The following is a 16123-nucleotide window of genomic DNA, read 5'->3' on the forward strand; positions in this document are numbered from 1 at the left end:
GAATGGTTTTCAACAAGGAGGTGCCCTCGTGGCACAGGCGGAACGGGCCCGCGAGGCGGTCGTCGATGCGGCCCTCGCCAGGCTCGATCTGAGCGCGAAGGCCCGGCTCCTGGCCGGGCAGGACAGGTGGTCCCTGCCGGCGCTCCCCGAGATCGGTCTGAAGTCCCTGGTCATGTCCGACGGCCCGATCGGGGTGCGCGGTGTGCGCTGGACCGCCGACGACCCGTCGATCGCCCTGCCGTCCCCGACCGCGCTCGCCGCGACCTGGGACCAGGACCTGGCCCACCGCGCAGGCACCCTGCTCGCCCAGGAGGCCCGCCGCAAGGGCGTGCACGTCCTGCTCGCCCCGACCGTCAACCTGCACCGCTCCCCGCTCGGCGGCCGTCACTTCGAGGCATACAGCGAGGACCCGTACCTGACCGGCATCATCGGCGCCGGCTATGTGAACGGCGTCCAGTCCGGCGGCGTGGGCACCACGGTCAAGCACTTCGTCGCCAACGACGCCGAGACCGACCGCTTCACCGTGAACAACCTGATTTCCGAGCGCGCCCTGCGCGAGCTGTACCTGGCTCCCTTCGAGATCATCGTCGGGAAAGCCCGCCCCTGGGGCATCATGACCGCCTACAACGCGGTCAACGGCACGACGATGACCGAGCACCGCCGCCTGGTGAACGAGATCCTGCGCGCCGAGTGGGGCTTCGACGGCTTCAACGTCTCGGACTGGACGGCCGCCCGGTCGACGAAGGGCGCCATCGAGGGCGGCCTCGACGTGGCCATGCCCGGCCCGACGACGGTCTACGGCGACGCCCTCGCCCAGGCGGTGCGGGACGGCCGGGTCGAGGAGACCACGGTCGACGACGCCGTACGCAATGTGCTGCGGCTGGCCGCCCGCGTCGGCATCCTGGAGGGCGCCAACCCCGTCGTCACCGACCTGCCGGACCTCATCGACGGCGAGGACCTGGCACGCGAGATCGCCCGCCGCTCCTTCGTCCTGCTCCGCAACGAGCGCGAAGCCCTGCCGCTGAAGCCCGGGACGGTGGCACTGATCGGCGCCGCCGCCCGCGACGCCCGCGTCCTCGGTGGCGGCTCCGCCACGGTCTTCCCCTCCAGGATCGTCTCCCCGCTCGACGGCCTTACCGCCGCTCTCCCCGAGGGCACCCTCAGCTACGCCGTCGGCGCCGACCCCGGTACCGAACTCACCGTCGCCGGCCAGGACTTCGAGCTCAGCGCCGTGTGCCGGGACATCGACGGCACCGTCATCGGCACCTGCCGCGTCCCCGACGGACAGATCCACTGGTCCGGTGTGGACCTCCCCAAGGGCGTCACCATCCAGCGCCTCCACACCGTCGAGCTCACCGGCACGTTCACCCCGCGCGAGACCGGGCCGCACACCTTCGGCATCAAGGGGCTCGGCGCGTTCCGGCTCAGCGTCGACGGCACCACGCACTACGACGACGTCCAGCGCCTCGACAACGGCGACCCCTTCTCGGGGATCTTCGATGCCCCCGTACCGCGCGCCGAGGCCGGGCTCACCGCCGGGGAAGCCGTCGAAGTGTCCCTCATCCACGACGTCGCGGTGTCCGAGGACGAGGCCCTCATGAAGGACATCACCTTCGCCCTCGCCCACCAGGGGCCGCGGCGCGACCCCGATGAGCTGATCGCCGAGGCGGTCGAGGCCGCCCGCGCCGCCGACACCGCCGTGGTCGTCGTCGCCACCACCGAGCGGGTCGAGTCGGAGGGCTTCGACCGCACCGATCTGCGTCTCCCCGGCCGGCAGGACGACCTGGTCCGCGCCGTGGCCGCCGCCAATCCCCGCACCGTCGTGATCATCAACTCCGGCTCCCCGGTGGAGCTTCCGTGGCGGGAGGAGCCGGCCGCCGTGCTGCTGAGCTGGTTCCCCGGCCAGGAGGCCGGCTCGGCCCTCGCCGAGGTACTCACCGGCGCCCAGGAGCCCGGCGGCCGGCTCCCCACCACCTGGGGCTCCCTCGACGATGCCCCGGTCGTCCAAGTGGCCCCGGAGGGCGGTGAACTCCCCTACTCCGAGGGCGTGTTCATCGGCTACCGCGCCTGGGAGAAGGAGGGCCGCACCCCGGCCTACGCCTTCGGACACGGGCTCGGCTACACCGACTGGGCCTACGAGTCCGTCGAGTCAAACGGCACCACGGTGACCGTCCGCCTCCACAACTCCGGTGAGCGCGCGGGCCGCGAGGTCGTCCAGGTCTACCTCTCCCCCAGCGAGCCGGACGCCGAGCGCCCCGCCCGCTGGCTGGCCGGCTTCGCCGGTGTCGAGGCCGGGCCCGGCGAGAACGCCGAGGTCACCATCGGCCTCCCGCGGCGCGCCTTCGAAATATGGGACGAGAAGACCAGCACGTGGTCTCTGGTGAAGGGTTCGTACGAGATCGAGGTGGGCCGCTCGATCACGGACCGCCGCCTGGCGACGACGATCAACGTCTGACCCGGGACATCCCACATACGTGCCCCGGCCCGGGACCTGACCCCCGGGCCGGGGCACCTGTTAAGGACGGCGGGGACCCGCTTCCGTTGTCACCGCGACGGCGTCCCCTCAGGCCCGGAACCGGCCGCATGGCCGCACCCCGGGCCGCACACCGTCGCCGCCGCATCCTGTCACCGACCGGCGGGGCCCAGATGCTCCCGGCACAGCTCGATGAACCGGTCCACCGGTGCGTTCCCCGCCCGCGGCCGCCATGCCACCACCAGCGTGGTAGTCGGGACGGGCTCGACGAACCGTCGCACCCGCACCCCGGGCGGGCAGAGCTTCCGCGCCCGGTGCTCGTCCAGTACGGCAATGCCGACACGGCCTGTGACCTCACGCAGGATGTGCTCGGCGTCAGGCTGTTCCAGGACCACCCGCTGGGGCCGGTCGCCCCAGATCTGCCGCCGGATCTCGTCGTGGTACCCCGGCCCCTGCGCGGTTGCCGGCGGCCGTCGGCCTGCCCTTCGCGGTGCCCCAGCTACAGACTGATGCGGGCCGGGGCCCCGGTGTGTGAGATTCCTTCGAGGAGGGCGAGGGAACGCGGAATGCGCGGCCGGGGGCTGCGGGCCAGGCGAGGGTACGGCAGGGCGATGACGCCTCCTTCCTGACTGACGGTCGCCTTGGGGAGACGGACGAATCGGCCGCGGTTGGCCGTGCAGGTGGTTGATGGCCTGCTGGGCGACGTGCTTTCCGTCGAGCGCGGCGACGTCGGCCGTGTCGACCGGGTGCAGCAGGTTGCCGACGGCGAAGACACCGGTCCGGCTGGTGCGCAGTGCGGTGTCGACGAGAGGGCCAAGGGCGCCCTCGTCGAGTGTGATGCCGCCGGTGCGGACAAGTTCGTGGTCGGGGATCCAGTCGCCGGTGAAGACGACGGTGTCGCATTCGACAGTGCGTCGCATACCGGTGTCGAGGTGCGCGATCTCGGCGGCCTGGCAGTGGCCCTTGCCGATGACCTGGGTGACACGGCTGCGGGTGGCGACGGACACGCAGCACAGTGCGGCCTGCGGCGTAGAAGGCGCCGTAGGACTCGGCCTTCGGGTACTGGCTGACCATGAGCGCGGGGGTGCAGCCTGCCTCGCGCAGGGTAAGGGCTGCGGACCAGCTGACCAGTTCGCCGCCGACGATGACGGCTCGCTTGTCGACTGGCTGGTGGTGGAGGTGGACGAGGTTCTGCACTTGTCCGGTGGGCTAGACGCCATGCGGGTGGTCGCCAAGCTCGGACCGAGTGGGTCACCACCTTGAAGCCGACGACGCGGCAATGGCTCTCGCTCTCGACACGTGTCCAGAGATGATCCTCCTGGACGTCTGCATTCCTGGGTACATGCCACCATTCCTGTGTACATGCCACCGGATCGCCGCCGCTCTGCGGGTGCTTCTGGCGCGACAGTTCGTGCTCAACCCACGGGTCGCCAAGCAGCTTGCCCCAGAGATCATCTCTCAAAGACCATCTCATTGGTCATTGGGCTCTCGTCTCCTTCGCGGCGTCGGCGTGCCCGGTCATGGGTTGCAGACTCAGCGCGTGGCTGATCCGCGAGGTCGCGACGAACCGCGCGGCCAAGTGGATGATCGCGACCAGAGCGCGGTCGTCGAGGTGCTCTCCGGCCATTACCAGGGCCGGCCCCGGCGGTGATGCGAATACCACGGCGAGTGTCAGCCTTCGCACCGCCTCCTCTGTGGGGTTGAGGCCACCGGCGGCGCGGCCCTGTGCCGCGTCGATCCACGCCTCGCTCATGCCGGACTCGCGGGCGGCGTCCAGGTACTGGACACGCTCGTACTCGTTGCCGAGCGCATGGTGCGTGGCGAGGGCTACCACCAGCACACACGCGGGGTCCAGCGCGGCCTTGAGCTGCTCTGTCATGTGCAGCAGCGCCAAGACCGCGCCGGGATGGTGCAAGCCGACCGCGAGGAACCCATTGATGTAGCCGAGCCGGCCCACCCGCTCGGCGAGCCGGTCCAGCAGCCCGTCAGGGAGGTCGGCCACGATCGTCGCCAGGTCTACCGGTTCGGGCCGCAGCCCATCGGTGAGTCCCCGGAACGGCACTGCCTTCCAGTCGATATCGCGTCGATCGGGCATATCACGCCCCCGCCGCGGCCGGGGCCTCGGCCATCGGATGGGCCGTTGCGGCCAGACGTCGGCGCCCGGCCCCGGCGATGCGCGCGCCGTCCCGGAGTCGACAGCCGCAGTCCGTGCCCACGATGGCCCGGTCTGGCGACACGAGCCGTGAGGTGCACGCCAGCGGGGTGAGCACTCGTTGGTGTTCCGCCCGTCCGGGCGCCCGGGAGCTGGGACAATCGGCGGGTGTCAGGTGGTCACCGCTGGGTTCGAGGTCGTCGGCTCGCCCCATGAGATCGGACACGGTGTCGGCCTGTTCGCATCCACCGTGGTGGACGACGGCGGTTGCCGGGGTGGCTTGGGCTCTCACCGGGGCAGGCTGTGCGTCGCTGCCCGGTCGTGTCCAAGCGGCATCCTCGGGTGTCGGCGGCTTTCCCGCAGAGGGAACCATCAACATGGTTCGGACTCTCCTTGCTGGGGGAGTGGACAGGAATCGGTTCAGGCGAGGAGGGTCTTGGCCCGGCTCGCGGCATCGCTGAGCGCTTGCCGTGGTTCCTTCGCGCCCGTGAGGGCGGCGTAGATGTTCTCCTTCAGCAGGTCGTTGATCTGTACGGCCCGCAGGCCGGGAAACTGGAAGCGTTGCGCGAGGTCCGGGACGGAGTCGAGGGCAGGTCGGCGGTAGCGTTGCTTGTCGATGGCAGGGCCGAGGTACCGCGCGCCGGTGGCCCGCACGTTCACGGGTATCTCGCCGGTGCTTGTGCACAACTCGGTTTGTCCGGCGGCGCTGGTGAGTGCCTGGATGACGTGCCAGGCGGCCCGCTGTTCCCTCTCGTCCTTAGTGAAGATCACCAGCGATCCCCCGCCCGGTGGCAGCCGCCGGGTGCCACCGTCGGGGATGGGGACCACGGCCGTCCGGCAGTCGAACGTCGCCTCCTTGGCATAACGCACCGGTTTGGTCGACGGGCCGAAGACCATGGCGGCGTCTCCGCGAAGGAAGGCGTCGTCCATCTCCAGGGTGGTGGTCGGTGTGCTGAGCTTGTCGGCGATCAGACCGCGCCAGTAGGCCAGCACATCGACGCCGGGCTGGTCGGCGAAGGTGACGCGCTGCCGCCGCCCGTCCATCATGGAGCCCCTCGCCCAGCCTATGAAATTCTCGAACGTCCAGTTGGAATCGGCGTCGTAGGAGTGCAGCACCCCGTAGCGCGCGGCCCGCTCGCCGACGACGGCGGTGGCGGCGGACCGCATCTCGCTCCAGGTGGCCGGCGGCCGATCCGGGTCGAGTCCGGCCTTGCGGAAGGCGTCCGCGTTGTACGAGAACACCATCACGCCGAGGCTGTAGAGGGCGGCGACGGTACGCCCGTCATAGCGATTGATCCGCCGGAACGGCTCGATGTAGTCATCCGGTCGGAAACCGCCCTCCGCCATCAGCGGCTCCAAAGGTTGCAGCAGGCCTGCCGCGGCATAGGTGAGGACGGCGTTCGCCCCCACCAACGCCATGGCCGGCGGAGTGCCGGCGGCGAACGCGGTGGCGAGTCGGCCGTCGATGTCCTGCCAATTCCCGCCGCCGCCGCTGAGTTGGATGTCGAGATGGATGCCGGTGCGCTGGGTGAAGTCCTTTCCGAGAGTGGCGGCGATGGCCTGCGCGCGGGTGCCGCTCGGGGCGAGGAACCTCAGGGTGGCGGGTGTCTCGCGGCCGCAGCCGGCCGTGACCGCGGCGGCGCTCGCGGCCAGCAGCAGTGTCCGTCGGGAGACGATGCTGGTCATGGCTGTGCTGTCCTTGCGTGGGTACGGAAAGTGGGCCATGGCTATTCGCCGTCGGCGGTGAGGACGAGTCCGCGGACGAGGTGCCTCTGGACCAGGACGAAGCAGACCAACAGGGGCAGCGCCGCCAGCGCGGCGACCGCCAGTTGCACGCTCAGCGGCACTGTGCTGTCCGGCCCGGAGACCCCGGCCACCGCGTACGGGACGGTCGCGACGTGGTCGGTGGTCAGCATGACCGACGGCCAGTACAGGTCGTTCCAGTGCGAGACGACGCTGAACACTCCGGCGGCGACCAGGGCCGGACGGACGTGCGGGAACACCACCCGCCACAGCATCGCTACCGGCCCGACCCCGTCCAGCCGGGCGGCGTCGAACATACTCGGCGGGATGGCGAGGATGAACTGGCGGAACAGATAGACGCAGAACCCGCTGCCGACGCTCGGCAAGATCAACGACAGGTAGCTGTCGAGCAGACCGAGGCCCGACATCAGGAAGTAGATCGGGATCGCCGTCACCTGCGGCGGGATGACCAGGCAGATCAGCACCCCCTTGAACGTCAGCCTCCGGCCACGGAACTCCCAGCGCGCCAAGGCATACGCGATCGGCAGCGATGTGAGTACTTGGCCGATGAAGATCGCCCCGGTCACCAACACGCTGGTGCCGTACACCCGCGGCCAGTCCAGCGCGGCCCAGGCGTCTCGGAAATGGTCCAGCGTGAATCGCGGGCTCAGATTCCCGCCGAGTGGGTTGCCCGCGAGGAACGCGCCCGCCAGCATCAGCACAAAGGGCCCGAGCATGATCACACCACCGGCCGCTACCGCCGCGTGGACACCACGGCCGCGCCGCTTCGTCGCGCTCATCGCGCACCCGCCCGCTCGAGTCGGCGCCCGCCCGCGAGGTACTGCGCGGCAACGGTGACGAGGACGAGACCGAGGAGGACGGTGTTGACGATCGAACCGCTGCCGATGTCGAGATAGCTGACGCCGTACCGCCATTGCAGATGTGCCAGGGTCTCGGTCGACCCCAACGGTCCCCCGTCGGTCATCACGCGTACCTGGTCGAAGACACGGAGCGCGTCGCGGGTGGCGATGATCAGGGCGAACATGGTCGACGGCCCGAGCGCCGGCCAGGTGATGTGCCAGAACCTGTGCCAGGGACCGGCACCGTCCAGTCGGCCGGCCTCGTGCAGGTGCCGCGGCACACTGGACAGGCCGGCGAGGAACATCACCATCGACGAGCCGATGCCCGCCCAGCTACCGATCATGGCGATGGCCGGCAGCGCGAGCGTGGTGGAGTGCAGCCAGTCGGTGCCGCCGACCAGCCGTCCGATCGTGGCGTCGACCAGACCTGTGTCGGGGTAGAACAGCCAGCGCCACACCACCGACATCGCCGACATCGTCGCGATCGTCGGGAGAAAGTATACCGTGCGCCACAGCGCCCCCCAGCGTGGCAGGGCGTGGATGCCGAGCGCCGCGAGCAGGCTCACGCCGACCATCACCGGTACCGTCATCACGGCGTACAACAGGGTGTTGACGGTGGCCTGCCGCAGTTCGGGGGAGGTCAGGATGCGGTGCCAGTTCCGCAGTCCGACAAAGCTGACCGAGCGGGTGAGCGGCTGGTAGTCGAACAGGGTCAGTACCGCCACCATGCTCAGTGGCACGATGAAGAAGACCACGAGGAAGGTCGCGGCCGGTGTCACCAGCAGCGCCGGCACATACCGACGCGGCGTCCGCAGGCGCGGCCGGGCCGAGGCATCGAGCAGTGGTGTCATGACCGGCGCATCCCGTCGGCTGTGAAGTGGTGCAGATCGGATCGCCGCACATGCAGCGTGATCTCCCCGCTCGGCCGGGTGTCCGCCGGTACCCGCATCCGGGCGCGCTGGCCGCCGATGTCGAGGTGGATGAGCCGGTCGCGCCCGCGCAGCTCGGTCATCAGGACCTGACCACGCAAGGTGATATCGGCCGCGTCGCCCGTGCCGACCCTCAGGTGGTCCGGCCGGCAGCCGACAGTGGCGGCCCCGGGCGTCGAGCAGGCCGCGAACGGGCCTTCCGCGGCGAAGGTGTTCATCCCGTCGAGGAAGGTGGCCACGAAGGTCGTCGCCGGGGTGCGGTAGACCTCCTCGGGCGGTCCCGCCTGTTCGATGCGCCCCGCGCGCATGACGACAAGCTGGTCCGCGAGGGCGAGGGCCTCGACCTGGTCGTGGGTGACGAACACGACGGTCATGCCGAGGCGTCGCTGCAGCGTGACAAGCTCGCTGCGCATGGAATCCCTTAGGGCCGCGTCGAGGTTCGAAAAGGGCTCGTCCATGACCAGCACCGCGGGATCGCGGACCAGGGCACGACCGATGCCGACCCGCTGCCGCTGCCCGCCGGACAGCTCGCTCGGCTTGCGGTCGAGTAGCTCGTCGAGGCGCATCAACTGGACAATCCGCAGGGCGCGTTCACGGCGGGTCGCCCGGTCCACCCGCCGCATCCGCAGCGGGAACTCGATATTGTCGAGAACGGTCTTGTTCGGGTACAGGGCGTAGTTCTGGAAGACCATCGCCACGCCGCGGTCCTCCGCGGTGACATCGGTGACGTCGGCGTCGCCGATCTCGATCCGGCCCGATGTGAGCGTCTCGAGACCGGTGATGCAGCGCAGCAGGGTGGTCTTGCCACAGCCGCTCGGGCCGAGCAGCACCGTGATGGATCCGGCGGGTACGGTGAGGTCGACGTCGTCGAGGGCGGGGTTCTCGGAGCGGTCGAACCGCTTGGTGGCCGCGGCCACCCGCACCGCCGACGGTGTCGGCGCCGCGGTTTCCCCGGCGACCGCCGAGTGCGCCGTGGGCTCGGTCCGGCAGGTGGTCCCGACCGGTGGCTTCAGCCGCATGTCATGCCCCGCCTTCCCACGGTCGGCCCAGCACGAACACGCAGTCCCCCAGGCCAGTGCGGGCGGGGACGCGCCGTGCGAGGACGACGCCGTCGCAGGTGGACACCACCGGCTCCGGCTCCCTCCACGGCGCGGTGGTGAAGCGGATCAGCCCGACGACCTGGCCGCGGCGCACCGAATCCCCCAGGGACACCAGCGGTTCGAACAGCCCGCGTTCGGTGGAACCGGCGTAGATGTACTCGTGTGCCGATGTTCGGTGCAGCATCGTCGTCGTGGTCGGCGGTTCGGTGGTGAGCGGCGCACGCAACAGGCCGACGTGGTGCAGCAGCCGCAGCAGGCCGTGTTCGGCGAGCCGGACCTGCTCGCGGCCGACCGAGGCGCCGCCGCCCAGCTCCGTGGACAGGTGGAATACCCCCGTGCGCCGGCAGGCGCCGATCAGCGCGGCGTCACCGCCCGTGGAATGGTCGATGATCATTGATGTGGGCATGCCGAACGCCTTCAACATGTCCAGCGAGGCGGCGAACCGGTCGGGGTCGTCCGACCGCGCGACCACGGCGACGGGGAGGTACTCGATCGATTTGCCGCCCGAGTGCAGGTCGAAGGCGTAACTCACACGGGGCAGGATCTGGCTTTCGATGAAGTGAGCGATCATCTGCGTGGGCTGGCCGTCGGGGCGGCCCGGGAAGTTGCGGTTGAGGTTGCCACCGTCGAGCGGGGAGGTCCGCTGGTCCGCCGCCACGGCGGGCGCGTTGGCGGCAGGCAGGACGATGAGCCGGCCGGTGAGGTCGGCGGCCCGCAGCCGCTGCAGCAGCCGCATCACCACCACCTGCCCCTCGTACTCGTTGCCGTGGTTACCGGCCATGAGCAGCACGGTCGGGCCGTCGCCGTTGCGCAGCGACACGATCGGGATCCCCGTGTAGCCGTAGCCGGCGTCGCCGTCGGACGTGGTGTGCACGGCGAGCGGAAGCCGCAGATAGCCACGCGACTCGCCCTCGGCGTCCAGGTCGACGTCGGTAAAGATCCGGGTGTGCGCGGTGGTCATCGCTCGCTCCCCGCCGGACCGGCCTGCGCGGCGATGGCCGCCTTGCGCCGCCGGGCCTCGCCGACGACCTCGTCGTAGAAGGCGGACGCGGCCGGGTCGAAGTCACCCGCCGGCCGTGGTTCCGGACGGAAGTGCCCGTGGCGGTCGGTGCCGCGGACCAACGTGGCGCTGTCCTGGTAGCCGGTGGTCTGCCGGACATGGGCGGCGACGTATCGGATGGTGATCCCGCAACGCCGCACATCCGATGTGTTCGGCAGGGAGCCGTGCACCAGCATCGTGTGATGCAGCGAGAACTCGCCCGGCTGCAGTTCGAGATCGACCGCGGCCGCCTCGTCGACCTCGACCTGGATCTCCTGGCCACGGCTGGCCATGTTGTCGGCGGCGAAGGTGTCGGTGTGCCGCAACTGGCCCTCGGTGTGGGTTCCGGGGACGACACGCATGCAGCCGTTCTGCCGGGTGCTCGGGGTCAGTGCCACCCACGCGGTGACCACACTGGGCTCTGACAGTCCCCAGTAGCTGGCGTCCTGGTGCCAGGCGAGGAAGCCCGGATCGTACGGCTTCTTGTCGAAGTGTCCGGTCGCCCAGGCCAGGATGTCGGGGCCGAGCACATCCTCGACGGCATCGAGAATCCGCGGCTCGCGCATGAGCTCGTTGAGCCACGTCATGAGGAGGTGGGGCTTGACCTTGGCGCGCGCCCACAGGCCGGGGCGGTCGGCCTCGAGCCGATCCATCCGGTCGCGGTAGCCGGCCGCCACGTCGGCGTCGAACGCGCGGATCGGACACACGTAGCCGTCGGTCCGGTACCCCTGGACCTGTGCGTCGGTGAGTATCTTGGGCATCTTCCGGGTCTCCTCGCTGATCATCGGTGATAGGCATGGCGGATGGCGCTGAGGCCCCGCTGCAGGGCGGCGCGGTCGGGTGGTGCGCCGACACCGAACCGGACCGCCTCGGGGGCGGTGTCGGCGCCGACGTAGAAGGTGGCGCTGGTGCCGATGGACGCGCCCGCGGCGAGCGCTGCGGCCGCGAGGTCCGCGGCGGTGCGGCCCGGGGGCACGGGCAGCCAGACGTGCAGCGACTCGGGGGTCGTACGGTGGCCGATCCCGTCCAGCGCGGCCGTCACCAGCTCGTGGCGAGCGCGGGTCTCGGCCCGGACCGCGTCGATGATCGCGGTGGCTCCGTCGTCCTCGACGAGGCGGGTCGTCACAGCCGCGTTGATCGGCGCGACCATCCAGTAGGTGCTGCGGACGCCGGGCCAGAATTGGGCCTTGGCGGACTCCTCGTCCGGCGCGACGACGTAGGCGACCTTCAGCCCGGCCGCGATGCTCTTGGCGGTGCCGAGCACGTACCAGGACAGCTCCGGCAGATACGCCGACAGTGGCCGGGGCGCGTCCGCGGGGAGGAGGCTGTAGATGTCGTCCTCGATCACGGACACACCGTGCCGGCGGCACACATCGGCGACCGCGCGGCGGCGGTCGGCGCCCATGGTGACGGTGGTGGGATTCTGCAGCGTCGGCATGGTGTACAGGGCGGCGGGCCGTCGGGTCCGGCAGACGTGCTCGAACGCCTCCGGATCGATCCCCTCGCCGTCCATCGCCACGGGAGCGAGGTCGATGCCGAGCATCGAGACGAACGTGCGGATCGTCGGGTAGGTCAGTTCCTCGACGGCGAGCACCCCACCTCGGGGAACCAGCCCCGAGAGCAACTGGGTGAGGATGCTCTGGGTTCCGTTGGCGACGACGACCCGCTCCGGGGCCGGCGTGGTCCCCAGGCGCCGCGCGGTGAACGCGGCACCGGCGGCCCGATCACGGTCGGAGCCGCGGTACTGGTGGGCGCCGATCAGGAGCGATGGCGAGCGCCGTGTGAGGACGGCGTCGAGGGCGGCCCCGTACCGTGCGTCGAACACCTCCGGAACGTCGGGCGGCAGGTTGCCGCTCATGAAGACGGGGCTCTCACGGCGGCGCAGGTCGTCGGGGTTGTGGTCGTGAGTCCGTGTCGCGGCGGCCGTCGGGGGTGTCGTGGGCTGTGGCTTCGAGTGCATCAGTTGTCCCAGTCGTTGAGGATGGTGGCCATGGCCGTAAGTCCCCGACGGAGCTGTGCGTCGTCGGCGGCGAAGCTCATCCGCGGATGTCCGAGGGCGCCGAACGACGCACCGGGCAACGGCGATGACCCCTGAGGCCAGGAGGCAGTCCGCCACCGTGACGTGGTCGGGGTCGAAGTGTCAGACGTCGGGGAAGACAGAGAACGCGCCGTCAGGAGGCGTCTGGAACAGTGCGAGAGGTTCCAGGATCGACCGGCGCGGGCCCAGCGGACCGCCCGGGGCCAGGGGGCGTGGCAGGGCCCTGATCGGCGGGACCCTCGCGCCGGGTCCAGCTCCGTTAACCCGTCCAGTTCTGTTGGCCCGTCACACCCCCCAGGAGGTAGGAACGACCGTCGACCCGGCTCAGGGTGACGCACGCGTCGCCTCGCTGGATGGTCTCTTCGACCGCGGAGGGTGCCGGCCCCCCGTCGCGCAGCGACTCGGTCAACACGCGGCCGTCGGCATCGTCGAGCAGTTCTCCTGTGACGAGCGTGTACGCGGTGGCAGCGATGTCGGCCGGCCCTGCGGGGAGGGCGCGGCGGGTGCGTGGCGCGAAGGCCGGGCCGTGCAGGATCAGCGGGATGCGCATATCGGCTGGGTGGACGGTGCCGTGTACGCCGCTGAGGGCCCGGGTTCCTGAGGCCCGCGCATGCAGGGCACGAGCCGGCGGGTCTGTTGGCCCGGCCTGGTCAGCCGGGTCCGTTCGCATGGTGATGATCAGGTCTGGTGTGAACGGTGAGTCGCCGCCGGCGGCCAGCGACAGCGGGAATGCGGCATCGGGGCAATAGGCGTCCGCGCAGAACACCGGGCCCGCCCACGGCTCTTGGGCGATCTGGCTCGCGACGCTCGCGCGGAGGGGCAGCGGGGTGTCCGGCTCGAAGTAGCCGAAGACGGCGCCACAGTTGAACGTGGGCACGAATCCGTTCGATGGCAGACCGGTGCGGTCGGCGATCTGGTTCAGGGTCTCGGTCAGCTCCACTGACTCGAGCGTCTCGCAGAAACCGTGGTCGGCTGTGAGGATCAGATTGCACTCCCGCCCCGTGTCGAGCGCGGCGCCGTGGAGTGTGCGTACGGCCTGGTCAACCCGTCGGATCGCCTCGGCGCTGGTCGCCGACGTCAGCCCTGTGTAGTGGTGGGCGGTATCGGGTTGCCCGGACCAGAAGATCACCAGGTCAGGAGCCTCTGTCGTGATCGAGACCACGCCCGCGGCGACTGCCCATTCCAGCGCCTCGTCGTCGGAGGCGGGTCGCGGTCCCAGGTCTTCCAGGGCGGCCATGGCGCTGGAGGGAACGGAGCGGTAGACCTCGCTCTCGGGGCCGACCGAGGCGATCCTGGCTCCGTGCCCGCCATCGCTGCCGGGGTTGAGCAGATAGGTACAGCCGGCCGAGCCGTTGCCGATGATGGTGGCGCCGCGGCCCAACCTGCCGAGCTTTTCGGCGATGGTCGCCTGCGGCATCGCCCCGACGCCGCGGAACCGCCGCACGTCTGCGGCGTCCGCCGTGTCGATGTGTCCCAATGCGTGATGCCACACCCGGTTTCCGAAGATCCCGGTGCGGCCGGGGTGGCACCCCGTCGCCAGCGTGGCGGCGTTCGCGCGGGTCAACGCCGGGAAGGTGGCGACCGCGCAGTCGTAGGAACAGCCCTCGTCGGCCAATCGTGACAGGAACGGGGTGTTCGAGGCGCTGAGAGCGGCCGGCCGGAGGCCGTCGATGACCGCGATCAGGGTGAGCGGCGTGGCGGGAATCGTCCTCTCCTTCGTCTTCGTCGGAACCGATGGGGCCTGCTCGGGACGGACGTTGCCGTCCCGAGCGGCCATCCAGCTCGGGGGCCGGTCGCACTGCTGCCGGCCCGCACTGGCGGTGCCAGGCTCAGAGGCGAAGATTGCGCGCGAACCACGTCCGGATTATCGGAGGATGAACTATCCAAGCTATCCATGAGTATCGAGATGACTTATCCAGCTCGTGCTAGCGTCCTGCTCGTATCGGGAGCCGATCCCATGCATCGCGAGCGAAGTGAGGTCTGGTGGTCGCACCCAAGTCGTCCCCGGTGAGCGGCGAATTCGTCACCCGCGCCCAAGCCTCGCTGCCCGGCCTGGGCGCGACGGACAAGGTGTTCATCCATCTGATCCTCAAAGACCCCGAAGCGGTCGTGCGCGGCTCGGTCACCGAACTCGATGGCGAGCCGCCTCGCCCACCTGGGGACCATCGACGCACTCTCCATCGGCATCGCGCTCCGCCGCCCCACAGCATCCACCAAAGCACTCGACCTGATGGCCGACACCACCGTCGAACACTCCCTGTAGAAGAGCTGCCCGCCAGGGACGGCGCCGAGGAAGGCCTCGTCGCCCTGCGAGACGATGTCGGCCAGTGAGACCACGACCGTGCGAAGGACCAGCCCAAGGCATGAATGACGAACTCTCCATTCCGCTGAGCGAGGATCGACCGCGTGGGAGCGCCGAACACCTCGCGGAGGGTCGCTTCCCGTGCCAGGACGTCCCGGGCTCGAAGTCTGTCACCGCCCGCGCGCTGTTCCTGGCGGCCGCGGCGCAAGGCACCACGGTGCTGCACAGGCCCCTGGTCTCGGATGACTCGATGGGGTTCGCGGAGGGCCTCGCCGCGCTCGGCTACCGGCTGAACCGCGAGCCGGACCGGTGGACGGTCGAGGGCCGCGTGCGGGGACCGGCGGCCGAGGAGGCGTCGGTATTCTGCCGCGACGGCGCCACCACCGCGCGGTTCCTTCCGGTGCTGGCCGCCGCCGGCCACGGCGTCTTCCACTTCGACGCGTCCGCCCAGATGCGCCGCCGCCCTCTCGGCCCGCTCACCCGGGCCCTGCGCGACCTCGGCGTCACCTTCGTCCACCGGGAGCGGGAGGGCCACCACCCGTTGACCGTCCATGCCGACGGGATCAGGGGCGGGCACGTCACCCTGGACGCCGGACTGTCCTCCCAGTTCCTCACCGCGCTGCTACTGGTCGGGCCGCTCACCGAGCAAGGGCTCACCATCACCGTGAGCGACCTGGTCTCCGTACCGTACGTGGACATCACCATGGCGATGATGGAGCGCTTCGGGGTGCGTGTGCACCGCGACGCGGACACCTTCACGGTGCCCGCTCAGCCCTACCTGGCCACCGGCTACCCGATCGAGCCGGACGCCTCCACCGCCAGCTACTTCCTGGCGGCGGCCGCGCTCACCGGGCGCCGCGTCACCATCCCCGGGCTCGGCTCGGACAGCCTGCAGGGCGACCTGCGCTTCGCCCAGGTGCTCTCCCGGATGGGAGCACACGTCACGCTGGCCGAGGACCACGTGACCCTCGCCGGTGCCGACGGCGGACGGCTGGCCGGCATCACCGTGAACATGCGCGACATCTCCGACACCATGCCCACGCTGGCCGCCATCGCGCCCTTCGCCGATGGCCCGGTCCGCATCGAGGACGTCTACAACACCCGGATCAAGGAATGCGACCGGCTCGAGGCCTGCGCCGAGAACCTGCGCGCCCTCGGGATCCCGGTCCTGGTCGGGCGGGACTGGATCGAGATCCACCCCTCGCGGCCCCGCCCGGCACACATCGCCTGTCGCGGCGACCACCGCATCGCCATGGCCTTCAGCATCACCGGCCTGCGCACTCCTGGCATCACCCTGGACGATCCCGGATGCGTGAAGAAGACCTTTCCCGGCTTCCACCACACACTGAAAAGCCTTCGCACCACATGGCTGTCCTGAGATCCGGCGTCAACCGGGCACCACTTTCCACTTTCGCGTTTACCTTTTCCGCGCAGATCGAGAGGAGTCGGCTCCACGCCCCCCGATAAGCAACGGTTATCGCGAGCGC

General features: G+C 70.2%; 14 protein-coding genes. 3 read left to right on the forward strand and 11 right to left on the reverse strand.

The window, feature by feature from the left end:
- Positions 1-28 precede the first annotated feature (28 nt).
- On the forward strand, positions 29-2455 hold the full coding sequence (locus tag CGL27_RS00160) for a glycoside hydrolase family 3 C-terminal domain-containing protein (protein WP_240450280.1): 2427 nt from the start codon (positions 29-31) through the stop codon (positions 2453-2455).
- Between the two features lie 170 nt (positions 2456-2625).
- On the opposite strand, the gene CGL27_RS00165 is transcribed toward CGL27_RS00160, so the two are convergent.
- From CGL27_RS00165 to CGL27_RS00210, 11 genes are all read right to left on the reverse strand, one after another.
- On the reverse strand, positions 2626-3480 hold the full coding sequence (locus tag CGL27_RS00165) for an FAD-dependent oxidoreductase (protein WP_205587565.1): 855 nt from the start codon (positions 3478-3480) through the stop codon (positions 2626-2628).
- A gap of 470 nt (positions 3481-3950) precedes the next feature.
- A complete protein-coding gene (locus tag CGL27_RS00170) occupies positions 3951-4568 on the reverse strand; it encodes a hypothetical protein (RefSeq protein WP_162952814.1) in 618 nt (205 codons plus the stop codon).
- 1 nt (position 4569) lies between these two features.
- Positions 4570-4917 carry a hypothetical protein gene (locus CGL27_RS49705; protein WP_162952815.1) on the reverse strand — a complete coding sequence of 116 codons (348 nt, stop codon included), beginning with the start codon at positions 4915-4917 and terminating at the stop codon, positions 4570-4572.
- A gap of 128 nt (positions 4918-5045) precedes the next feature.
- Positions 5046-6311: an ABC transporter substrate-binding protein gene (locus CGL27_RS00175; protein ID WP_162952816.1), complete on the reverse strand. Its 1266-nt coding sequence runs from the start codon at positions 6309-6311 to the stop codon at positions 5046-5048.
- Between the two features lie 41 nt (positions 6312-6352).
- Positions 6353-7168 carry a carbohydrate ABC transporter permease gene (locus tag CGL27_RS00180; RefSeq protein WP_162952817.1) on the reverse strand — a complete coding sequence of 272 codons (816 nt, stop codon included), beginning with the start codon at positions 7166-7168 and terminating at the stop codon, positions 6353-6355.
- On the reverse strand, positions 7165-8079 hold the full coding sequence (locus CGL27_RS00185) for a sugar ABC transporter permease (RefSeq protein ID WP_119983713.1): 915 nt from the start codon (positions 8077-8079) through the stop codon (positions 7165-7167). Before CGL27_RS00185 ends, CGL27_RS00180 begins: the two co-directional genes overlap by 4 nt.
- Entirely contained in the window at positions 8076-9176 is a 1101-nt protein-coding gene (locus tag CGL27_RS00190; RefSeq protein WP_119983714.1) for an ABC transporter ATP-binding protein, read from the reverse strand. Before CGL27_RS00190 ends, CGL27_RS00185 begins: the two co-directional genes overlap by 4 nt.
- Before the next feature lies 1 nt (position 9177).
- Positions 9178-10218 carry a succinylglutamate desuccinylase/aspartoacylase family protein gene (locus tag CGL27_RS00195; protein ID WP_119983715.1) on the reverse strand — a complete coding sequence of 347 codons (1041 nt, stop codon included), beginning with the start codon at positions 10216-10218 and terminating at the stop codon, positions 9178-9180.
- Entirely contained in the window at positions 10215-11057 is an 843-nt protein-coding gene (locus CGL27_RS00200; protein WP_119983716.1) for a phytanoyl-CoA dioxygenase family protein, read from the reverse strand. Before CGL27_RS00200 ends, CGL27_RS00195 begins: the two co-directional genes overlap by 4 nt.
- A 20-nt stretch (positions 11058-11077) precedes the next feature.
- A complete protein-coding gene (locus CGL27_RS00205; protein ID WP_119983717.1) occupies positions 11078-12256 on the reverse strand; it encodes a PLP-dependent aminotransferase family protein in 1179 nt (392 codons plus the stop codon).
- Positions 12257-12593: 337 nt separating this feature from the next.
- On the reverse strand, positions 12594-14111 hold the full coding sequence (locus tag CGL27_RS00210) for an alkaline phosphatase family protein (protein WP_119983718.1): 1518 nt from the start codon (positions 14109-14111) through the stop codon (positions 12594-12596).
- Between the two features lie 357 nt (positions 14112-14468).
- Here CGL27_RS00210 and CGL27_RS53010 point away from each other — a divergent pair, with 357 nt between their 5' ends.
- Positions 14469-14597 (forward strand): hypothetical protein, encoded by a 129-nt coding sequence (locus CGL27_RS53010; protein WP_276147799.1) that lies wholly within the window; start codon positions 14469-14471, stop codon positions 14595-14597.
- Positions 14598-14697: 100 nt separating this feature from the next.
- Positions 14698-16014, forward strand: a complete 1317-nt coding sequence (gene aroA / locus CGL27_RS00215) for a 3-phosphoshikimate 1-carboxyvinyltransferase (protein ID WP_119983719.1) — start codon at positions 14698-14700, stop codon at positions 16012-16014.
- Positions 16015-16123 lie beyond the last annotated feature (109 nt).

This window comes from Streptomyces sp. 11-1-2 (assembly GCF_003595545.1).
Taxonomy (GTDB): Bacteria; Actinomycetota; Actinomycetes; order Streptomycetales; family Streptomycetaceae; genus Streptomyces; species Streptomyces hygroscopicus_B.